General features: G+C 64.2%; 22 protein-coding genes. 1 reads left to right on the top strand and 21 read right to left on the bottom strand.

Translation table 11 applies throughout. The features are described from left to right. Positions 1-58: 58 nt before the first annotated feature. Positions 59-2,584, top strand: a complete 2,526-nt coding sequence (locus tag CCOS865_RS24165; RefSeq protein WP_119145612.1) for a sulfite reductase flavoprotein subunit alpha — start codon at positions 59-61, stop codon at positions 2,582-2,584. 155 nt (positions 2,585-2,739) lie between these two features. Here the strand turns inward: CCOS865_RS24165 and CCOS865_RS24170 are convergent, their stop codons facing one another. The 21 genes from CCOS865_RS24170 to trmJ form a co-directional block, all read right to left on the bottom strand. Further along, positions 2,740-3,531, bottom strand: coding sequence for an amidohydrolase (locus tag CCOS865_RS24170; protein WP_119145614.1), 792 nt, complete (start codon positions 3,529-3,531; stop codon positions 2,740-2,742). Next, positions 3,519-4,667 carry a pyridoxal phosphate-dependent aminotransferase gene (locus CCOS865_RS24175; RefSeq protein ID WP_119145616.1) on the bottom strand — a complete coding sequence of 383 codons (1,149 nt, stop codon included), beginning with the start codon at positions 4,665-4,667 and terminating at the stop codon, positions 3,519-3,521. Before CCOS865_RS24175 ends, CCOS865_RS24170 begins: the two co-directional genes overlap by 13 nt. 137 nt (positions 4,668-4,804) lie before the next feature. Then, positions 4,805-6,268, bottom strand: a complete 1,464-nt coding sequence (gene der / locus CCOS865_RS24180) for a ribosome biogenesis GTPase Der (RefSeq protein WP_119145618.1) — start codon at positions 6,266-6,268, stop codon at positions 4,805-4,807. 115 nt (positions 6,269-6,383) lie between these two features. Further along, complete coding sequence (gene bamB, locus CCOS865_RS24185; RefSeq protein ID WP_167469101.1) at positions 6,384-7,526, bottom strand: outer membrane protein assembly factor BamB; 1,143 nt, start codon at positions 7,524-7,526, stop codon at positions 6,384-6,386. A gap of 1 nt (position 7,527) precedes the next feature. After that, a complete protein-coding gene (locus CCOS865_RS24190; protein ID WP_119145622.1) occupies positions 7,528-8,169 on the bottom strand; it encodes a tetratricopeptide repeat protein in 642 nt (213 codons plus the stop codon). A 41-nt stretch (positions 8,170-8,210) separates the two neighbouring features. Further along, positions 8,211-9,500 carry a histidine--tRNA ligase gene (gene hisS, locus CCOS865_RS24195; RefSeq protein WP_119145624.1) on the bottom strand — a complete coding sequence of 430 codons (1,290 nt, stop codon included), beginning with the start codon at positions 9,498-9,500 and terminating at the stop codon, positions 8,211-8,213. A gap of 24 nt (positions 9,501-9,524) precedes the next feature. Continuing rightward, the gene (gene ispG, locus CCOS865_RS24200) at positions 9,525-10,634 is read right to left on the bottom strand and encodes a flavodoxin-dependent (E)-4-hydroxy-3-methylbut-2-enyl-diphosphate synthase (protein WP_119145626.1); all 1,110 of its coding nucleotides are present in this window, start codon (positions 10,632-10,634) and stop codon (positions 9,525-9,527) included. Positions 10,635-10,637: 3 nt separating this feature from the next. After that, on the bottom strand, positions 10,638-11,666 hold the full coding sequence (locus CCOS865_RS24205; RefSeq protein ID WP_119145628.1) for a RodZ domain-containing protein: 1,029 nt from the start codon (positions 11,664-11,666) through the stop codon (positions 10,638-10,640). Then, the gene (pilW, locus tag CCOS865_RS24210; RefSeq protein WP_119145629.1) at positions 11,663-12,424 is read right to left on the bottom strand and encodes a type IV pilus biogenesis/stability protein PilW; all 762 of its coding nucleotides are present in this window, start codon (positions 12,422-12,424) and stop codon (positions 11,663-11,665) included. Before pilW ends, CCOS865_RS24205 begins: the two co-directional genes overlap by 4 nt. A 14-nt stretch (positions 12,425-12,438) precedes the next feature. Beyond that, the gene (rlmN, locus tag CCOS865_RS24215; RefSeq protein WP_119145631.1) at positions 12,439-13,584 is read right to left on the bottom strand and encodes a dual-specificity RNA methyltransferase RlmN; all 1,146 of its coding nucleotides are present in this window, start codon (positions 13,582-13,584) and stop codon (positions 12,439-12,441) included. A gap of 28 nt (positions 13,585-13,612) precedes the next feature. Continuing rightward, complete coding sequence (gene ndk / locus CCOS865_RS24220) at positions 13,613-14,038, bottom strand: nucleoside-diphosphate kinase (RefSeq protein WP_119145633.1); 426 nt, start codon at positions 14,036-14,038, stop codon at positions 13,613-13,615. Positions 14,039-14,126: 88 nt separating this feature from the next. Further along, positions 14,127-14,327, bottom strand: coding sequence for a Fe-S cluster assembly protein IscX (iscX, locus tag CCOS865_RS24225; RefSeq protein ID WP_024762959.1), 201 nt, complete (start codon positions 14,325-14,327; stop codon positions 14,127-14,129). Positions 14,328-14,341: 14 nt separating this feature from the next. After that, complete coding sequence (gene fdx, locus CCOS865_RS24230; RefSeq protein WP_119145635.1) at positions 14,342-14,683, bottom strand: ISC system 2Fe-2S type ferredoxin; 342 nt, start codon at positions 14,681-14,683, stop codon at positions 14,342-14,344. A 3-nt stretch (positions 14,684-14,686) separates the two neighbouring features. Further along, positions 14,687-16,549 carry a Fe-S protein assembly chaperone HscA gene (gene hscA, locus CCOS865_RS24235; protein ID WP_119145638.1) on the bottom strand — a complete coding sequence of 621 codons (1,863 nt, stop codon included), beginning with the start codon at positions 16,547-16,549 and terminating at the stop codon, positions 14,687-14,689. Between the two features lie 42 nt (positions 16,550-16,591). Next, entirely contained in the window at positions 16,592-17,104 is a 513-nt protein-coding gene (hscB, locus tag CCOS865_RS24240; RefSeq protein WP_119145640.1) for a co-chaperone HscB, read from the bottom strand. Between the two features lie 8 nt (positions 17,105-17,112). Continuing rightward, complete coding sequence (iscA, locus tag CCOS865_RS24245) at positions 17,113-17,436, bottom strand: iron-sulfur cluster assembly protein IscA (protein ID WP_119145642.1); 324 nt, start codon at positions 17,434-17,436, stop codon at positions 17,113-17,115. 29 nt (positions 17,437-17,465) lie between these two features. After that, a complete protein-coding gene (iscU, locus tag CCOS865_RS24250) occupies positions 17,466-17,852 on the bottom strand; it encodes a Fe-S cluster assembly scaffold IscU (protein WP_011532337.1) in 387 nt (128 codons plus the stop codon). A gap of 46 nt (positions 17,853-17,898) precedes the next feature. Then, a complete protein-coding gene (locus tag CCOS865_RS24255; RefSeq protein WP_119145644.1) occupies positions 17,899-19,113 on the bottom strand; it encodes an IscS subfamily cysteine desulfurase in 1,215 nt (404 codons plus the stop codon). 43 nt (positions 19,114-19,156) lie between these two features. Continuing rightward, positions 19,157-19,648 (bottom strand): Fe-S cluster assembly transcriptional regulator IscR, encoded by a 492-nt coding sequence (iscR, locus tag CCOS865_RS24260; RefSeq protein ID WP_119145646.1) that lies wholly within the window; start codon positions 19,646-19,648, stop codon positions 19,157-19,159. Between the two features lie 165 nt (positions 19,649-19,813). Next, positions 19,814-20,599, bottom strand: coding sequence for a serine O-acetyltransferase (cysE, locus tag CCOS865_RS24265; RefSeq protein ID WP_119145648.1), 786 nt, complete (start codon positions 20,597-20,599; stop codon positions 19,814-19,816). Between the two features lie 3 nt (positions 20,600-20,602). Then, complete coding sequence (trmJ, locus tag CCOS865_RS24270; protein WP_119145650.1) at positions 20,603-21,361, bottom strand: tRNA (cytosine(32)/uridine(32)-2'-O)-methyltransferase TrmJ; 759 nt, start codon at positions 21,359-21,361, stop codon at positions 20,603-20,605. Between the last annotated feature and the right edge of the window lie 75 nt (positions 21,362-21,436).

Below are 21,436 nucleotides of genomic sequence, written 5' to 3' on the forward strand. Positions count from 1 at the left end.
GCGTACCAAGGCATAATGCCCACCGCCCGGTTCAGAGCGGCAAGACAAGGTGATCGATGTGGTGAAGAAGTCGCTGTTCCAATTGCACTGGTTCTTTGGCATCACCGCTGGCCTGGTGCTGGCGTTGATGGGCACCACCGGGGCGATCTGGTCGTTCCAGGAAGAACTGCTGCGCCTGTTCAATGCCGACGTGCTCAAGGTGCAGGTGCGCGACGAAGGCGTGTTGCCGCCGGCCGAACTGGTGCGCCGGGTCGAGGCCGCGCAAGCCGACAAAGTCGCCATGCTCTGGGTCGATACCCGCGAGGGCAACGCCGCACGCATCTTCTTCACCCCCGCGCCCGGTGAACGCCGCGGCGAGCTCAAGGGCGCAGTCGCCGGGCAAGGCTTCTTCGACCTGATGCTGCAACTGCACCGCTTCCTTGCCAGTGGCGACACCGGCCGGCAGATCACCGGCGCGTGCACCTTGATGCTGGTGTTCTTCTGCCTGTCCGGGCTGTATCTGCGCTGGCCGCGCAAGCCCTTGAACTGGCGCGCCTGGCTGACCTTCGACTGGGCCAAGAAGGGCCGCGCGTTCAATTGGGACCTGCATGCCGTGGCCGGCACCTGGTGCCTGCTGTTCTACCTCCTGTTCGCCCTGACCGGCCTGTTCTGGTCCTATGAGTGGTACCGCGAAGGCCTGAACAAGCTGCTGGCGGATGCGCCGGCCGCCGGCCAACAGCAAAAACGCGGTGAAGGCCGCGGCCGCCATGGTCCGCAAAAAGTCGACAAGAACGCGCCGCCGCTGGTGGTCGACTACGACGCCATCTGGAACAACCTCAAGCACACCGCAGGCCCCACCCTTGCGGCCTACAACCTGCGCTTGCCGCCCGCCGGTGGCCAGCCTGCGACGCTGTTCTACCTGCTCGACGACGCCGCGCATGAACGCGCCTTCAACACCGTCACCCTCGACCCGGCCAGCGGCCAGTTCAAGCGCGTCGAGCGCTACGCCGACAAGTCGTTCAAGGCGCAACTGCTGCAAAGCGTGTATGCCTTGCACGTCGGCAGCTACTTCGGCCTGCCGGGGCGGATCATCGTCACCGTGGCCAGCCTGACCATGCCGCTGTTCTTCGTCACCGGCTGGTTGCTGTACCTCGATCGCCGGCGCAAGAAGCGCCAGGTGCGTGCTGCGCGCGGTGCGGTGGGCAGCGCCTCGAGCTCCGCTGACAGCTGGCTGATCGGCTTTGCCAGCCAGAGCGGCTTCGCCGAGCAACTGGCCTGGCAAAGCGCCGGGCAATTGCAGGCGGCGGGGCTGCCGGTGCAGGTCCGCGCGCTGGGTGAGCTGGGTGAAGACGACCTGCGCCAGGCACGTCGGGCGCTGTTCGTGGTCAGCACCTTCGGCGATGGCGAAGCGCCCGACAGCGCGCGCGCCTTCGAGCGCAAGGTGCTCGGCCAGGCCTGGCCGCTGGACCACCTCGATTACGCCCTGCTCGCCCTAGGCGACCGCCAGTACCCGCACTTCTGCGGCTTTGCCCGACGCCTGCAGGCGTGGCTGGGCGAGCGCGGTGCGAGCAGCGCCTTCAGCCCGGTTGAAGTGGACAACGCCGACTCGGCGGCCCTGCAGCAATGGCAACAGGCGCTGGCACAGCTTACCGGGACGCAGCCGGTTGCCGCCTGGCAGCCCGCGAGCTTCGGCAACTGGACGCTGACCCGCCGCGAGCGGCTCAACCCCGGGAGCCAGGGCTTGCCGGTGTACCTGCTCGGGCTGCACGCCGAAGCCCCTGCGCGTTGGGCGGCCGGTGACCTGGTGGAGGTCCTGCCGCGCAATGGCCAGCCGCGGGTAGACGCCTTGCTCGCTGGCCTGGGCCTGGACAGCAACACCCCGGTGCAACGTGACGGTTTGACCGAAACGCTCGGCCAAGCCCTGGCGGCCCGCCAGCTGCCGAGCAGCCGCGAGCACCTGATAGGCCTGCACGCGCAGGCGCTGGTGGACGCCCTGGTGCCGATCGGCAGCCGTGAATATTCGATCGCCTCGATTGCCAGCGATGGCGAGCTGCAATTGATCGTGCGTCAGGAACGTCACCCTGACGGCCACCTCGGCCTGGGTTCGGGGTGGCTGACCGAATACCTGCCGGTACAGGGCAGCGTCAGTCTGCGCCTGCGCCGTAACAGCGGCTTCCACCTGCCTGAGGCGCCAGCGCCGGTGATCCTGATTGGCAACGGGACAGGGCTGGCCGGGCTGCGTAGCTTGCTCAAGGCACGGATCAGCCAGGGCGAGCAGCGTAACTGGCTGCTGTTCGGCGAGCGTAACCGCGCGCATGACCTGTTGTGTGGCGCCGAGTTGCAGGGTTGGCTGGGCAGTGGCGACCTCCAGCGGCTGGACCTGGCGTTTTCGCGGGATCAGGTCGAGAAGGTGTATGTGCAGGATGTGTTGCTGGAGCAGCGCGAAGAAGTCCGTCGCTGGGTGGCTGAGGGGGCTTGCGTGTATGTCTGCGGCAGCCTGCTGGGGATGGCGGCTGGGGTGGATGCGGCGCTCAAGGGTATTCTCGGCGAGGAGACCGTGCAGCAACTGGTCGAGGATGGGCGTTATCGGCGGGATGTGTACTGATTGACTGCGGCCCCATCGCGGGCAAGCCCGCTCCTACAGATATTTGAGCTGCGCCCCAATGTTGGATACCCGTCCACCATTGGGGCTCAGCCCGGTTTGCGGGCCTTGTAGGAGCGGGCTTGCCCGCGATGGGGCCAGCACTGACTGCACCGACTTCAGTGCAGATCGAAGGTATCGGCATCCAGGTTGGCCGGGAACCGGGTGCGGTACGCCGCCAGCTCAGCCGCGCGCAGGACCACGGTAAACACCCCGTCCGCCTCACCCGCGCTCAACAGGCTCTCACCCTGGAAGTCCAGCACCTGGCTGTCGCCTGAATAGGCAAAGCCCTTGCCATCGGTACCGACCCGGTTCACCGCCGCCACGAAGCACAGGTTCTCGATCGCCCGCGCCGGCAGCAGCCGGTTCCAGTGCAGGCGCCGCGCCGCAGGCCAGTTGGCGGTGTACAGCAGCAGGTCGGTGTCCTGGGCATCGCGGCTCCACACCGGGAAGCGCAGGTCGTAGCAGATCAGCGGGCGGACCCGCCAGCCCTTGAGCTCGAACTGCACCCGCCGCTCACCCGGCGTGTAGTGCTTGTGCTCACCGGCCATGCGGAACAGGTGGCGCTTGTCGTAGTACAGCACCTCGCCGTCCGGCCGCGCCCACAACAGGCGGTTGCGGTGGCTGCCGTCCGCGGCCTGGACGATCACGCTGCCGGTGATCACCGCATCGAGCTTTTTCGCCTGGGCCTTGAGCCATTTGTAGGTCGGGCCGTTTTCCGGCTCGGCCAAGGCCTCGGAGTCCATCGAGAAGCCGGTGGTGAACATCTCCGGGAGGATCACCAGGTCGAGCTCGGCCAGCGGCTTGAGCAACTCCTCGAAGTGCGCATAGTTGGCCTCGCGGTCGTGCCAGGCCAGGGTGCTTTGCACCAGGGCGATTCTCAGGTTGGGCAGTTGGCTCAGATCGCGCATAGTTTTTCCGCTGCGTGTCGCAGCGTCTCCTCACGTTTGGCAAAGCACAGGCGCAGCAGGCGTTGCTCGGGGATGGGTCGCTGGTAGAACACCGACACCGGAATGCTCGCCACGCCGTGTTCGCGGGTCAGCCACAGGGCCATGTCGACGTCGTTCAGGTCGGTACGGATCTGCGAGTAATCGACCAGCTGGAAATACGTGCCGGGGGTGCGGGTAAAGGTGAACCGCGAGCCCTGCAGCAAGTCGCAGAACAGGTCGCGCTTGGCCTGGTAGAAGCCCGGCAGCTGCTCGACATGCTCGGGGTGCTCGGCCATGAAGTCGGCCAGCGCACACTGCAACGGCGTCACCCCACAGAAGTTGACGTATTGATGGACCTTGCGCAGCTCGGCGCTGAGCGCCGGGGGCGCGATCACATAGCCGGTTTTCCAGCCGGTGACGTGGTAGGTCTTGCCAAACGAGCTGATGACGAACGCCCGCGCAGCTAACTGCTCGTGGGCGAGCACGCTGGCGTGGCGCACGCCGTCATAGATCAGGTGCTCGTAGACTTCGTCGCTGACCAGGTAGATATCACGCTCGGCGATCAGCTGGGCCAGTTGGTCGAGGTCTTCGCGGGTGATCAGCGCGCCGCTGGGGTTGTGCGGCGAGTTGAGGATGACCATGCGCGTGCGCGGGCTGAGGGCGTCGCTGAACGCCTGCCAGTCGATGCGAAAGTCGCCGTCGCTGAGCTGCACATGCACACAGCGCCCGCCGGCCAGCTCCACCGCAGGTTCGTAGCTGTCGTAGCAAGGGTCGAAGACGATGACCTCGTCCCCGGCCTGGATCACCGCCTGGATCGCGCAGAAGATCGCCTCGGTGGCGCCAGGGGTAATGGTCACTTCGTGATCGGCATCGACCTGCACGCCATACAGGCGGGCAACCTTGGCCGCGACCTGCTGGCGCAGGGCTGGCAGGCCGGTCATTGGCGCATATTGGTTGTGCCCGGCGGCCACATGCCGGCCGACCGCATCGAGCAGTGCCTGCGGGCCGTTGAAGTCAGGGAAGCCTTGGGAAAGGTTCAGCGCGCCGGTCTGCACAGCCAGCTGCGACATGGTGGTAAAGATGGTCGTGCCGACATTCGGCAGTTTGCTGCGGATCATGGAGCCCTCTTTCCTGGGGTGTATCCGGCGCGGGATGGTGTCCGAGCATAGCGGATCGAGCAGTCAGGAAAAAGGTTGAAACAATCGCCCAATGCACAGGGGCCGCAAAGCGGCCCCTGTGTGAACACCTGAGTGAATCAGCGCTTGTCTTTGCGCTTCTTCTCGGCCTTCTTGTGGTGCGACATCAAGCGGCGCTTCTTGTTGACCTGGCGGTCGGTCAGGGTGTTCTTGTTACCCTCGTAAGGGTTCTCGCCACCCTTGTACTCGATGCGGATCGGCGTACCGACCAGCTTCAGTACCCGGCGATAGGTATTCTCGAGGTAACGCGAGTACGACCGCGGGATCTTGTCGGTCTGGTTGCCGTGGATCACGATCAGCGGCGGGTTGGCGCCACCCAGGTGGGCATAGCGCAGCTTGATCCGGCGACCGTTGACCAACGGCGGCTGGTGCTCGCTGATGGCGTCTTCGAGGATCTGCGTCAGGCGGCTGGTCGGCCAGCGGGTGACCGCCGACATGAACGCGGCCTGCACCGACTTGTACAGGTTGCCCACGCCCGTGCCATGCAGCGCGGAAATGAAGTGGATGTCGGCGAAGTCGACGAAGAACAGCCGGCGCTCCAGCTCGGTCTTGACGTAGTCACGCTCGCCCGACTCCATGCCATCCCACTTGTTCAGGGCGATGACGATGGCGCGGCCGGCTTCCAGGGCAAAGCCCAGCAGGTTGAGGTCATGGTCGACCACGCCTTCGCGGGCGTCCATGACGAAGATCACCACGTTGGCGTCCTTGATCGCCTGCAGCGTCTTGACCACCGAGAACTTCTCGACTTCCTCGTGGATCTTGCCGCGCTTGCGCACCCCGGCGGTGTCGATGAAGGTGTACTTGTCACCATCACGCTCGAACGGGATGTAGATACTGTCGCGGGTGGTGCCCGGCTCGTCGTAGACCACCACGCGCTCTTCGCCGAGCATGCGGTTGACCAGGGTCGACTTGCCGACGTTGGGGCGACCGATGATGGCGATCTTGATGCCATCTTTTTCGCTCGGGCCTGGAATCCGTAAGGCTTCCTGGCCTTCGGCCACTTCCTGGTCCAGGGCTTCTTCTTCCTGGTCGCGCGGGATGTGACCGAGCACTTCTTCCATCAGCGCATTGATGCCACGGCCCTGCGAGCCGGCCACCGGAATCGCGTTGCCCATGCCCAGCGGCGAGAACTCGGCGCGTGCCAGGTCAGGGTCGATGTGGTCGATCTTGTTGGCGACCAGGATGGCCGACTTGTTCCGCTTGCGCAGGTGATCGGCGATCATCTGGTCAGCGGCGGTCATGCCGGCGCGGGCGTCGACCAGGAACAACACGTAGTCGGCTTCCTCGATGGCCATCAGCGACTGCTCGGCCATCTTCTCGTCCATGCCGACTTCGTCACCGGTGATACCACCGGTGTCGACCAGGATGAACGAACGCCCCTGCCAGGTGGCATCGCCGTACTGGCGATCACGGGTCAGGCCCGACAGGTCGCCAACGATGGCGTCACGGGTTTTGGTCAAACGGTTGAACATGGTGGACTTGCCGACGTTCGGCCGCCCCACCAGGGCGATTACGGGAACCATACGGCTCTCCACTCTTGAATTCTCGAAAATGCAAAGGCCGCTGCAGGGCAGCGGCCGGAGTTCGCGCGGCGCATCGTGCGCCGCAGCTCGAGGCCTGCAGGCCTCAAGCATAGCTTCAGCGGATGGTCAGTGCCTCGAGCTTGCCGCTGTTGCCGAAGACATAGATGGTGTCGCCGACCACCAGGGGGCGGGCGCGCAGGCCATCACTGTCGATACGCTCACGGCCGACGAAGCGACCATCGACCTGGCTCAACAGGTGCAGGTAACCCTCGAAGTCACCGACCGCCACGTAGCTGGAGAACACTTCCGGGGCCGACAACTGACGGCGAGCCATGGAATCGTTGCTCCACAGGGCGCTGGACGAACGCTCGTCGACGCCCTCGACGGTACCCGAGGCCTCGCTGACGTAGACGTTGCCAAAGCCTTGGGCGACACCCACGTAGCTGGAAGCATCACGCTGCCACAGCACGCGGCCGCTTTCCAGGTCCAGGCCCGCAACGCGGCCCTGGTAGGTGCTGACGTACAGGGTACCACCAGACAGCAGCAAGCCGCCGTCGATATCCACTACGCGGTCGAGTTCCGAACGGCCCTGCGGGATGGCCACGCGGCTTTCCCACACCGGGATACCGTTCTGGATGTCAACGGCGATGACCTTGCCAGTCGACAGGCCAGCAATGGCCAGGCGGTTGGTCACGATCGGCGCACCGGTGCCACGCAGGGTCAGTACTGCCGGGGTGTTCTCGTAGATCCAGCGACGGTCGCCCGTCGCCGAATCGAGACCGATCAGGCGGTCGTCCTGGGTCTGCACCACCACAACGTCACCGTTGTTGGCAGGCGGCGCCAGCACTTCACTGGTAACGCGGGAGCGCCAGCGCTCCTCACCGGTGCTGCTGTCCAGGGCGATCACTTCACCTTTGAGGGTGCCGAGCATGACCAGGCCATAGCCTACGCCGACCGCGCCGGAAACCGGCAGGTCGAGGTCCTTCTTCCACACCACGTCACCGGTGATGCGGTCCAGGGCAAAGACTTCGCCATTGACGTCGGAGGCGTAGATACGGTCGTTTTCGATGGCCGGTACCAGGGTATTGTACGAATCACCCTGGCCGTCACCGATCGAACGGCTCCACTGCTTTTTCAAGACCACTTCTTCGGTGAACTTGGTCAGCTCGGCCGGAGGCAGTTCCTTCTTGCTGTTGCTGCTGCAACCCGCGGCCAGTACGGCCAGGGTCAGCACTGCTGCTTGTTTCCAACCGATCACGTCAAGCGTCCCCTTTGGCCAGGTCATCGAGCTTCAGTTGCAGGCCACCGACCGCGGCTTCATCAGACAGCGCGGCCTTGGCTTTTTCGTATGCACTCTGTGCATCAGCGGCGCGACCCAGCTGTACCAGCAGGTCGCCCTTGAGCTCTTCACGGCTGGCCTGGAACGCCTTGTCAGCGTCGCCTGCAAGCAGCTTGAGGGCCTCGTCGGCCTTGTCCTGGGCAGCCAGGACACGGGCCAGACGCTGGCGCGAGATTTCGCCCAGGGTCACATCGGCCGGCTTGTCCATGACGCTCTTGAGCTCGGCGGCGGCATCGTCCAGCTTGCCGCTGTCGACCGCGACCTTGGCCACGAACAGGCTGCCGTACTGGGCGTAGGCGGTGCCACCGAACTCGCTCTTGAGCTTGCCGGACAACTCCGCGACCTTGCCTGCGTCAGGCTCGCCGGTCGGCGTCAGGGTCGTTTCCAGCAGGTTCTGGTACAGCACAGAAGCGCCTTGCGACTGGTTGCTCTGGTACTTGTGCCAAGTCTGCCAGCCCATTACCAGGGCCGCAGCCAGCAGGGCGCCGGTCAGCAGCGGCTTGCCGTTGCGGTCCCACCAGTCCTTGGCCGCAACCAGGCCATCATCATCGGTACTCGACACCCCAATACTCCTATTTCAGCAATTTCGGCTGGTTGACCGCTTCACGCCTGTGCGAGAGCGGCTTGCAGATGCTCTGCCAGAGCATCCCAGGCAATGTTCTGTTGTTCGCCCTGGCCACGCAGGGGCTTGAAACCTACCACTTGTTGCGCCAGTTCGTCGTCCCCCATGATCAGGGCGAACAGCGCCCCGCTCTTGTCGGCCTTCTTGAACTGGCTCTTGAAGCTGCCAGCACCGGCGTTGACCGCCAGGCGCAGGCCCGGCAACTGGTCACGCAGGCGCTCGGAGAGGGTCAGTGCGGCCAGCTCGGCCTGCTCGCCAAAGGCGCACAGGTAGACGTCGATCTGCCGGCTGATCGACTCTGGCACCTTGCCCAGGGTCTCCAGCAGCAGGATCAGGCGCTCGATGCCCATGGCAAAGCCCACGCCCGGGGTCGGCTTGCCGCCCATCTGTTCGACCAGGCCGTCATAACGACCGCCGGCGCAGACCGTGCCCTGGGCGCCGAGCTTGTCGGTGACCCATTCGAAGACGGTCTTGCTGTAGTAGTCCAGGCCACGCACCAGCTTGGTGTTGAGCACGAACGGAATGCCGGCGGCATCGAGGCGGGCCTTGAGCCCTTCGAAGTGCACGCGCGATGCTTCGTCGAGGTAGTCTTCCAGCTTCGGTGCGCCGACCAGTACCGCCTGGGTACCGGCGTCCTTGCTGTCGAGGATGCGCAGCGGGTTGCTCTTGAGGCGACGCTGGCTGTCTTCGTCGAGCTGCTCGAGGCGCGCCGAGAGAAACTCGACCAGCGCGTCACGGTAGCGGGCACGGGCTTCGCTGGTGCCCAGGCTGTTGAGCTCGAGCTTAACCGCGTCCTGGATGCCCAGCTGGCCCCACAGGCGCCAGGTGAGCATGATCAGCTCGGCGTCGATGTCCGGACCATCGAGGTTGAACACCTCGACGCCGATCTGGTGGAACTGGCGGTAGCGGCCTTTCTGCGGGCGTTCGTGGCGGAACATCTGGCCGGTGTACCAGAGCTTCTGCACCTGGCCGTTGCCGGTGATGCCATGCTCGAGCACGGCACGCACGCAGGCGGCAGTGCCCTCGGGGCGCAGGGTGAGCGAATCACCGTTGCGGTCCTCGAAGGTGTACATCTCTTTTTCGACGATGTCGGTCACTTCACCGATCGAGCGCTTGAACAGCTCGGTGAACTCGACGATCGGCGTGCGGATCTGGCTGTAGCCATAGCCGTCCAGCAGGCCGGCCACGGTGCCCTCGAAGTAGCGCCACAGCGGCGACTGCTCAGGCAGGATGTCGTTCATGCCACGGATGGCTTGCAGCGATTTGCTCACGAAAAGTCCTTACGAATCTGTGTTTCAGCCGCGGGCGATGAGCGCCGCGTCGGCCTCGACCTTTTCGGCCGCTTTCTGGCGGATGAGCCGTTCCAGCTCGTCGACCAGGTTGTCATTGTTCAGTTTCTGCGCCGGCTTGCCGTCGATGTAGATCAGGTTCGGCGTACCGCCCGTGAGGCCGACATGCGCCTCCTTGGCCTCGCCGGGGCCGTTGACCACACAGCCGATGACCGCGACATCGAGCGGCACCAGCAGGTCTTCGAGGCGCCCTTCGAGCTCGTTCATGGTCTTGACCACATCGAAGTTCTGCCGCGAGCAGCTCGGGCAGGCGATGAAGTTGATCCCACGCGAGCGCAGGCGCAGCGACTTGAGGATGTCGTAACCGACGCGCACTTCTTCGACCGGGTCAGCGGCCAGGGAAATACGAATCGTGTCGCCAATCCCTTCGGCCAGCAGCATACCGATGCCGACGGCGGATTTCACTGTCCCTGAACGCAGGCCACCGGCTTCGGTGATGCCCAGGTGCAGCGGCTGGACGATCTGCTTGGCCAGCAGGCGGTAGGCTTCGACGGCCATGAACACGTCGGAGGCCTTGACGCTGACCTTGAAGTCCTGGAAATCCAGGCGGTCGAGGTGCTCGACATGGCGCATCGCCGACTCGACCAGCGCGGCTGGGGTCGGTTCGCCGTACTTCTTCTGCAGGTCTTTTTCCAACGAGCCGGCGTTGACCCCGATGCGGATCGGGATACCCCGATCACGGGCGGCATCGACCACCGCGCGCACGCGGTCTTCGCGGCCGATGTTGCCGGGGTTGATGCGCAGGCAATCGACGCCCAGTTCGGCCACGCGCAGGGCGATCTTGTAGTCGAAGTGGATGTCGGCGACCAGCGGCACGCTGACCAGTTGCTTGATCCGGCCGAAGGCTTCGGCGGCGTCCATGTCCGGTACCGAGACGCGGACGATGTCGACGCCGGCGTCGACCAGGCGCTGGATCTGCCCGACCGTGGCGGCGACGTCATTGGTGTCGGTGTTGGTCATGCTCTGCACCGCGATAGGCGCATCGCCGCCCACCGGCACATTGCCGACCCAGATCTTGCGAGATTCGCGACGTTTGATCGGAGATTCGCCGTGCATGGATTACTGTCCCAACTTCAGGCGAGCGGTCTCGCCACTGGTGAACGGTGCAACGTCGACGGCCTGGCCGTTGAAGCTGACCTGGGCGCCACGGGCGAAGCCCAGGCGTACCGCGAACGGCGGCTTGCCGGTCAGTTCCAGGCTGTCACCCTTGCGTTTGATGGCGCTGAACAGCACCTTGCCGTTGCCGTCGGAGACCTGGGTCCAGCAATCGGCGACATAGTGGATCGCGACCTTGGCGCTGCCGGCCGGCGCCGGGCTTTCGGCCGCGGGGGCGGCAGGGGCCGGTGCGCTGGCGACTGCAGCAGGTGCGGCCGGCGCAGTTGGCGCAGGGGCGGCCGGGGCGACCGGCGCGTGCGTTGCTGCGGCGGCGCTCGGCGCGGTGCTGACAGTGGCGGCAGGTGGCGTAGTGGCCGCTGGCGTGGCCTCTTCGTTGGCCGAGCCGCTGGTCTCGCCGGCCGGGGCCTGCTCGAGCGGCAGCGGTGACGACTCAGGTTGTTGGCCTGCGCTGACGGCCTGGTCTTCCGGCTCGTCCAGCGGGTGGATCTGGGTGGTGCCGTCGGCGCTTTCGACTTCGACGTGCTCCAGGGCGATCTTGGCCAGGTCGGTGCCGCGCAGGCTGGTCTGGTCCTGCCACCAGAAGAAGCCACCGCCGACGACGATCACCAGCAGCACCAGGCTGACGACCCGCATGACGTTGTGCGACAGGCGCACCGGCTCCTCGATGCGCCCCAGCGAGTGCACCTCACTGCCTTGGGCGTGGGTCCCGGTGTACTGGTCGAAGGCAGCCACCAAGGGCGCCTGGTCCAGGTCCATGAGTTTGGCGTAGGCACGGATGTAACCACGGGCGAAGGTGTGCCCTGGCAGCTTGTCGAAGGCGCCGGATTCGAGGTTGTTCAGCGAACTCAGGGTAAGGTTGAGCTTGCGGGCGACCTCGGCCTGCGACCAGTCGCGGTTTTCGCGGGCCTGGCGCAAGACCTCACCGGGGTTCTGGTGAGTCGCTGCTGCTACTTCGGGATGCGCGGCTTTCATCGTTGCTCCGACAGGTATTGCTGATATTCCGGCGTACCGGGATAAAGTCGTTGTAGTTGCTGGCCCAGCTCGGCCACCGTCGCCGGTTCATCGAACACCCGCGCCAGGCGGCTGCCCACCAGCAGGCTGCGGGCATCGTGGTCGCTCAGTTGGCTGAACCGATCGTAGTAATCCCGGGCCGGCACATAATGCCTGTTTTCGTAGGACAACTCAGCCATTTCGAGCAACGCTTTTGGTTGCCGCGGGTTGAGTTGCAGGGCTTTGTGCAGATGTTCGCGGGCTTCATCGCGGCGGTCCTGCCTGAGCGCCGTCAGGCCGAGGCTCTCGTACACCCGCGAGCGCTGAGGATACAGGGTATCGGCGGCAGCCAGGCGAAACACCACTTCGGCTTCGCGAAAACGCCCTTGAGCATATAGGAAACTGCCGTAATTGTTGCGAATCCGCGTGTCGTCGGGCCGCTGGGCGAGCGCAGTGCGAAAGTGCCGGTCCGCCAGCGCCGGCTCGCCCTGGGCCTGGAACACCAGGGCCAGGGCCGCGTGCGCATCGGCGTCACGGCTGTTCAGGGCCAGCGCCTTGGCCAAGGGTGGCTTGGCCTGTTCGGTCAAACCTTGTTGCAAATAGCCCAGCGCCAACTGCACATAGGCCCGCCCTGCCTCGCCCCGCCCCTGCTCGCTCGCCAGCCGATCGCCCGCGCCGCCGGCAACGCAGCCGGCCAGCAGCAACAGCGTCAGGAGCGACAGCGCGGCGCGCAGGGTCATGGCGGGGTTCTCGGTCAGTGGCGCGCGGCGCTGTCTTGCACCTGCACGTCGTCGTTGAGCTGACGCACGGCAATGTAGCGCTCGCTGCGGCGGGTGCGGTCCATGACCTGGCCGACCAGCTGACCACAGGCAGCGTCGATGTCTTCGCCACGGGTGGTGCGGGTGGTGACGTTGAAGCCGCCGTGGTGGAGCAGGTCCTGGAAACGGCGAATGGCGTTGTTGCTCGGCCGCTCGTAACCGGAATGCGGGAACGGGTTGAACGGGATCAGGTTGATCTTGCACGGCACGTCGCGCAGCAGCTCGATCATCTGCGTAGCGTGCTCAGGCTGGTCGTTGACGTCCTTGAGCAGGGTGTACTCGACGGTCAGCACGCGCTTGCCACCGAGCGTCGCCATGTAGCCCATGCACGACTCGAGCAGCACCTTGAGCGGGTACTTCTTGTTGATCGGCACCAGCTTGTTGCGCAGTTCGTCGTTCGGCGCGTGCAGCGACAGCGCCAGGGAGACGTCGATGTGCTTGGCCAGTTCGTCGATCATCGGCACCACGCCCGAGGTGGACAGGGTGACGCGACGCTTGGAAATGCCATAGCCCAGATCATCCATCATGATCTTCATGGCGGCGATGACATTGTCGAAATTGAGCAGCGGTTCGCCCATGCCCATCATCACCACGTTGGTAATGGCGCGGTCGACTTTGGCGGGGACGGTACCGAAGGATTTGTTCGCAAGCCACACCTGGCCAATCACTTCGGCGGCGGTGAGGTTGCTGTTGAAGCCTTGCTTGCCGGTGGAGCAGAAACTGCAGTCCAGGGCGCAGCCGGCCTGGGACGAGACGCAGAGGGTACCGCGGTCGTCAGTCGGGATGTAGACGGTCTCGACGCAGCTGCCGGAGGCAACGCGGATCACCCATTTGCGGGTGCCGTCGGCGGAAATGTCTTCACTGACCACTTCCGGTGGCCGAATCTCGGCAACAGCCTCGAGCTTTTCGCGCAAGACCTTGCCGACATTGGTCATGGCGGCGAAATCATCGACGCCAAAATGGTGAATCCATTTCATTACCTGACCGGCACGGAAGCGCTTCTCCCCGATAGAGTCGAAGAACTGTTCCATTTCCGGCTGGGTCAGACCCAACAGGTTGATTTTGCCAGTAGATGTCGTCATGGATTCACCCTCACCCGTAAGCTTTCGCTTAGCGAGTGGTTACCTCGGTAGCTGCGAAGAAGTAAGCGATTTCGCGAGCTGCAGCAGCTTCGGAGTCCGAACCGTGGACGGCGTTGGCGTCGATCGATTCAGCGAAGTCAGCACGGATGGTGCCGGCAGCAGCTTCTTTAGGGTTGGTAGCGCCCATCAGCTCACGGTTCAGAGCGATGGCGTTTTCGCCTTCCAGAACCTGAACGACAACCGGACCGGAAGTCATGAAGGCAACCAGGTCACCGAAGAAACCGCGCTCGCTGTGCTCAGCGTAGAAGCCTTCGGCTTCGGCTTTGGACAGTTGCTTGATTTTCGAAGCAACGATTTTCAGGCCAGCTTCTTCGAAGCGCGAAGTGATCTTGCCGATGACGTTCTTGGCAACTGCGTCAGGCTTGATGATCGAGAAAGTACGTTGAACAGCCATGGTAACTCCAGAAAATTGAGTGTTGCGAAAAATTAAACCCGCGAATTATACGCGGGTTCCAGGGGATTGCCTAACCTGCAGATAACGCTCAGTCGGCTTCGTCGATCCAGGCCGCCTGGATGGCCTCCAGCACTTTCTCACCGCCGCGTGACGGATCGTCGCTGAATTCTGGCAGGGCCAGCACCCAACGGTGCAGATCGACGAAATTTACATAACGAGGATCGACGTCCGGCTTGCTTTCCGCAAGCTGGATGGCGATCTCAAGTACATCAACCCATTTCAGACTCATGCCAGCCTCCAGGCTCAGTGCGGCGCTTCGGCGGCGTGGTTGAGGGAATACTTGGGGATCTCGATGGTCAGGTCGTCGTCACCGACCACCACCTGGCAACCCAGGCGCGACTGTGCTTCCAAGCCCCAGGCCTTGTCCAGCATGTCTTCTTCCAGCTCGTCGGCTTCTTCCAGCGAGTCGAAGCCCTGGCGGACGACGCAGTGGCAGGTGGTGCAGGCCTTGACCCCGCCACAGGCGCTTTCCATCTCGATGTGGTGCTCGTGAGCCAGCTCCAGGATGTTGGTACCGCTCGGCACCTCGACCACCAGCCCCTCCGGGCAGAACTTCTCATGCGGCAGGAATTTCACCTGGGGCATCGGTTACTCCTCGATCTCATTCAGGTTGCGCCCGGCCAGTGCGGCTTTGACCGTCGAATCAAGGCGACGGGCGGCAAATGCATCGGTCACCTGCGACAGACGCTTGGTCTGTTGCTCGATGGCGGGGCCATCGGTGCCGGCCAGCAAATCACGTAGTTGTTGCATCTGGAAGGCAATCGCCTCGCGCTCTTCGGCGCTCAGCAGGCGCTCGCCATCGGCGTCCAATGCGCCCTGCACCGCTTCGAGCAGGCGTTCGCCGTCGACCTGGTGCTCGCGCAGCTGGCGCGCCTGCTTGTCGGTGCCGGCATGCTCGAAGGAGTCCTTGAGCATGCGTGCGATCTCACCGTCGGTCAGGCCGTACGACGGCTTGACCTGAATGCTCGACTCCACGCCCGAGCCCAGCTCGCGGGCGGCGACGCTGAGCAGGCCATCGGCGTCGACCTGGAAGGTCACGCGGATCTTCGCCGCACCGGCAACCATCGCCGGGATGCCGCGCAGCTCGAAGCGCGCCAGCGAGCGGCAGTCGCTGATCAGCTCGCGCTCACCCTGCAGGACGTGGATCATCATGGCCGACTGGCCATCTTTGTAGGTGGTGAATTCCTGGGCGCGGGCCACCGGGATCGTGGTGTTACGCGGGATCACCTTTTCCATCAGGCCGCCCATGGTCTCGAGACCGAGCGACAGCGGAATGACGTCCAGCAGCAGCAACTCACCGCCTTCGCGGCGGTTGCCGGCCAGGGTATCGGCCTGGATCGCGGCACCAATGGCAACCACCTGGTCCGGGTCGATCGAGGTCAGCGGGGTACGCCCGAACAGCGTGCCGACCGCTTCGCGGACACGCGGCACGCGGGTCGAACCACCGACCATGACCACCGCAGCGACCTCTTCCATCTCGACGCCGCTGTCACGCACGGCACGCCGGCAGGCCTTGAGGCTGCGGGCGATCATCGGCTCGATCATGGCCTCGAAGGCGCTGCGGCTCAGCTCGCCCTGCCAGGCGCCATGGCGCACGCTGACCACGTCGGCGTCGGTCAGGGCTTCCTTGGCGGCACAGGCGGTCTGCAGCAGCAGGCGCTGGGTGGCGGGGTCGAGATCAGCGGACAAGCCCGCTTGCTCGATGATCCAACCGGCAATCGCATGATCGAAGTCATCGCCGCCCAGGGCAGTGTCGCCACCAGTGGCCAGCACTTCGAAGACGCCTGCGGTGAGGCGCAGGATGGAGATGTCGAAGGTGCCGCCACCCAAGTCGAAGATCGCTACCAGGCCTTCGGCGTTCTGGTCCAGGCCATAGGCCACGGCAGCCGCGGTCGGCTCGTTGAGCAGACGCAGGACGTTCAGCCCGGCCAGCTTGGCGGCATCCTTGGTTGCTTGGCGCTGGGCGTCATCGAAGTACGCCGGGACGGTGATCACCGCACCCACCAGGTCACCACCGAGGGTTTCCTCGGCGCGCTGACGCAGCACCTTGAGGATGTCGGCAGACACTTCCACCGGGCTTTTCGGCCCCTGGACGGTGTCGATGAACGGCATGTGCGACTCGCCACCGACAAAGCGGTACGGCAGCTGTTCGCCAAGCTGCTTGACGTCGGCCAGGCCGCGCCCCATCAGGCGCTTGACCGACAGAATGGTGTTCAGCGGGTCGCTCGGCGCCGCTTCACGGGCCGCCTGGCCGACGTCGATGGCGCCCTCCAGGTAGCGCACCGCGGACGGCAGGATGACATTGCCCTGAACATCGGGCAGCGGCTCGCTGCGGCCGCTGCGCAAGGCGGCAACCAGGGAATTGGTGGTGCCCAGGTCAATCCCCACGGCCAGGCGACGCTGGTGCGGCTGGGGGCTCTGACCGGGTTCGGCGATCTGCAGTAGGGCCATGCTTATCTAGATACCTTAGGCGTCGTCACGGACAACGCCGGGTTAATCGTCGAGGCGCTCTTCCAACTGGCGCACTTCTTGGGCGAGCTTGTCGAGGAACTGCATGCGGCGCATCAGGCGCTCGGCCTGTTCACGCTGGGCAGGGTCGTTCCAACAGGCAGCGAAATCGTCGTTCAGGGTGTCCTGAGCGGCCTTGAGGCGCTTCTTGAACACACCGACCGCATCGAGATCGGCCAGCTCTTCGAGCTCTTCGCGCAGCTCCATCTGCTGCAGGAGGAAGTCCGGGTCGTGCACGGTGACTTCCTGCGGCACTTCGTGGCCACTGATGGCCAGCAGGTAACGGGCGCGCCGGGGCGCGCTGCGCAAGGTCTGGTAGGCGTCGTTCAGCGCTGCCGAGTTTTCCAGGGCAATGCGCTGCTCGCGCTCGGAGGTGTCGGCAAAACGATCGGGATGGACCTCGCGGGCCAGTTCGCGGTAGCGAACGGCCAGCTTGTCGAGGTCCAGGCGAAAGCCCGGCTGGAGGTCAAACAGCGCGAAATGGCAAGGAGTACCCACATCAAGCCTCAGACATTGAAGCTTTCGCCGCAGCCACATTCACCGCGCACGTTGGGGTTGTTGAACTTGAAGCCTTCGTTCAACCCTTCCTTGACGAAGTCCAGCTCGGTGCCGTCGAGGTAGACCAGGCTTTTCGGGTCGATGATGACCTTCACGCCGTGGTTCTCGAACACCTGGTCTTCACCTGCCACTTCGTCGACGAACTCCAGCACGTAGGCCAGGCCCGAGCAGCCAGTGGTGCGCACGGCCAGGCGAATGCCTTCACCCTTGCCACGCCCGTCGAGGGAACGCCGCACGTGGTTGGCGGCGGCTTCTGTCATGCTGATAGCCATCTGAACTCCTTACCTTTGCGTCGTACGACTCAGATCAAGCCTTTTTTCTGCTTGTAATCGCGTACGGCCGCCTTGATGGCGTCTTCAGCGAGTACCGAGCAGTGGATCTTGACCGGTGGCAGCGCGAGCTCTTCAGCCAGCTGGGTGTTCTTGATGGTTTCGGCTTCGTCCAGGGTCTTGCCCTTCATCCACTCGGTGGCGAGGGAGCTGGAAGCGATGGCCGAACCGCAGCCGTAGGTCTTGAACTTGGCGTCTTCGATGACGCCCTGCTCGTTGACCTTGATCTGCAGACGCATCACGTCGCCGCAGGCCGGCGCGCCGACCATGCCGGTGCCGACATCCGGATCGTCAGCATTCATCTTGCCGACGTTGCGCGGGTTTTCGTAGTGGTCGATGACCTTTTCACTGTATGCCATGGTGCAATTCCTTCCTCATCAGGGAGCCGCTCTTGCCGGCGACTGCTTAGTGGGCGGCCCACTCGATCTTGGAGATGTCGACGCCGTCTTTGTACATGTCCCACAGCGGCGAGAGCTCACGCAGCTTGTTTACCGCCTCGCAGACTTTCTGCGCGGCGTAGTCGACTTCTTCTTCGCTGGTGAAGCGGCCGAAGGAGAAGCGGATCGAACTGTGTGCCAGCTCGTCGTTACGGCCCAGAGCGCGCAGTACATACGACGGCTCGAGCGAAGCGGAGGTGCAGGCCGAACCCGACGAGACCGCGATGTCCTTGAGCGACATCAGCAGCGACTCGCCTTCAACGTAGTTGAAGCTGAGGTTCAGGTTGTGCGGTACGCGGGCGGTCTGGCTGCCGTTGACGTACAGCTCTTCGAGGTCCGAGACCTGCTTGAAGAAGCGGTCGCTGAGGGCCTTGATGCGCACGTTTTCGCTGGCCATCTCTTGCTTGGCGATGGCAAAGGCCTCGCCCATGCCGACGATCTGGTGGGTCGGCAGGGTGCCCGAACGCATGCCGCGCTCATGGCCACCGCCGTGAATGATGGCTTCCAGGCGAACCCGCGGCTTGCGGCTGACGTACAGCGCGCCGATGCCTTTAGGGCCGTAGACCTTGTGCGCCGAGAACGACATCAGGTCGACCTTGAGCTTCTGCACGTCGATCTCGACCTTGCCGGCCGACTGGGCGGCGTCGACATGGAACAACACGCCACGCGAACGGGTCAGTTCACCGATGGCGGCGATGTCGTTGATCGAGCCGACTTCGTTGTTGACGTGCATCAGCGACACCAGAATGGTGTCGTCGCGCAGCACGGCCTCGACCATGGCCGGGGTGACGATGCCGTCATCGCCTGGCTCGAGGTAGGTGACTTCAAAGCCTTCACGCTCGAGCTGGCGAGCGGTATCGAGTACCGCCTTGTGCTCGATCTTGGAGGTGATGATGTGCTTGCCCTTGGTCTGATAGAAGTGCGCAACACCCTTCAGCGCCAGGTTGTCGGACTCGGTAGCACCGCTGGTCCAGACGATCTCGCGCGGGTCGGCGTTGATCAGCTCAGCTACTTGGCGACGGCCGTTTTCGACCGCTTCTTCGGCGCGCCAGCCGAACACGTGGGAGCGCGACGCCGGGTTACCAAAGTTTCCGTCGACCAGCAGGCAGTCGGCCATTTTCTGGGCCACGCGTGGGTCGACCGGGGTGGTCGCGGAGTAATCGAGGTAGATCGGCAACTTCATTGAGTATCTCCTATCAGGCGGTGGCGTCGCTCGTCGCTACGGTTCAGTCGACGGCGGACGTCTCAATCTTGTCCAACTGGGCGGATCGGCCCGCGACACGACGCAGGTCCTGGCGCTGGGCGACTTCCTGCACCTCACGGCGCATGACGAGGTCGGACAGGCTGATGCCACTGAGGAATTCGTGGATCTGCTGGCTGAGGTCGCACCACAGGTGGTGGGTCAGGCAGGTGTCACCGGCATGGCAATCGCCCAGGCCCTGGCAGCGCGTGGCATCGACCGATTCGTTGACCGCATCGATGACCTGGGCCACCTGGATGGTTTCCATGCTCCGCGACAGCTGGTAGCCGCCACCTGGGCCGCGCACGCTGGAAACCAGGCTGCTGCGGCGCAGCTTGGCGAACAGCTGCTCCAGATAGGAGAGGGAAATGCCCTGGCGCTCGGAAATGTCGGCCAAAGACACCGGCCCATGCTGCGCGTGCAGTGCCAGGTCGAGCATGGCGGTCACGGCGTATCGGCCTTTGGTAGTCAGTCGCATGGCGTATGGGTACCACGGGAGTTACAGGATGTGTGCGAGTATGCAATTCCCGAGCATTTAAGTCAACTATAAGACCTACTGCTTTAGTCGGGTTTGTACTCGGAGGGCGTGCGCGAGTGTAGCAGACAAGGGGCGTGAGCACACGCCCCAGATGACCGGGTGCTGTCAATGCGGCTGCGTGTCGCTCTGCGCCGCCTGTTTGACCTCGACGAAGTCTTCGTCCGGCAGGGCTGGCAGTTCCTTGCCGCAATAATCGCTGCCCAGGTTGGTCAGCGCGCCGCACATGCCTTCGAGGCGCTCGTCGACCGCCTGCAGGTGGTCGAGCATCTGGCCGATGGCGCGCGCCACCGGGTCGGGCATGTCGCCGCTGACACCATAGGCGTCGAAGCCGATCTTCTCGGCCATGGCCTTGCGCTTGGCCTCGACTTCGCTGTCTTCGCTCTTGACGATGATCCGCCCCGGGATGCCGACCGCGGTGGCGCCAGCCGGCACCGCCTTGGTGACCACGGCGTTGGAGCCGATCTTGGCCCCGGCACCGACGGTGAACGGGCCGAGCACCTTGGCCCCGGCCCCCACCACCACGCCGTTTTCCAGGGTCGGGTGACGCTTGCCTTTATTCCAGCTGGTGCCACCCAGGGTCACGCCCTGGTAGAGGGTGACGTCGTCGCCGATCTCGGCGGTCTCGCCAATGACGATGCCCATGCCGTGGTCGATGAAGAAGCGTCGGCCAATCGTCGCACCCGGGTGGATCTCGATACCGGTCATCCAGCGACCGAAGTTCGACACCAGCCGTGCCAGCCACTTGAAGTCACGGGTCCACAGGGCATTGCCGAGACGGTGCAGCCAGATCGCGTGCATGCCCGGGTAGCAGGTGAGCACCTCGAAGGCGTTGCGTGCCGCCGGGTCACGATGGAATACGCTTTGAATATCTTCCCGCAGACGTTCGAACATCGATCAATCCTTCCGCTTATGCGACTCGCCCCGGGCGACCTTCTGGGTCTCGGTGAGGATGCCGCGCAATATGCTCACTTCAGTACGCTCGACCGAGTTGCGCCCATACAACCGGCGCAGCCGCGCCATCAGATGCTTGGGCTTGTCGGGGTCGAGAAACGCGATGTCCACCAGGGTTTTTTCCAGGTGGTCGTAGAAGCGTTCCATTTCGTCCAGGGTCGCCAGCTCGCTGGCGTCTACCGCCTTCTCGACTTTCGAGGGCGCGCCCTCGGCCGCCAGCCAGGCCATGCGCACCTCGTAGGCGAGCACCTGGACCGCGGCGGCAAGGTTCAGCGAGCTGAAGTCGGGATTGGACGGAATGTGCACATGGAAGTGACATCGCTGCAGTTCGTCGTTGGTCAGGCCGGCGTGCTCACGGCCGAACACCAGGGCGACTTCTTCGCCCATGCCGGCGCGCTCGACGGCTTTGCCGCCGCACTCGCGCGGGTCGAGCATCGGCCACGGCAGGCTGCGGTCGCGGGCACTGGTGCCGATCGCCAGGCTGCAGCCGACCAGTGCTTCTTCCAGCGTCGCGACCACCTGGGCACCGCTCAGCACATCATCGGCACCGGAGGCGCGAGCCGTGGCGTCAGCGGCGGGAAAGTCCAGCGGCTGGACCAGCACCAGGCGCGACAAGCCCATGTTTTTCAGGGCACGAGCAGCGCCGCCGATGTTGCCGGGGTGGCTGGTATTGACCAGAACAACACGAATATTCTGCAGCACGGTGTGGTGCTCTCAAAGGCTGATATCAGGGCCATCAATCTTACAGAACCGACAGACGTAACGCCATGAAAGCAA

The sequence above is a fragment of the Pseudomonas reidholzensis genome (assembly GCF_900536025.1).
GTDB lineage: Bacteria > Pseudomonadota > Gammaproteobacteria > Pseudomonadales > Pseudomonadaceae > Aquipseudomonas > Aquipseudomonas reidholzensis.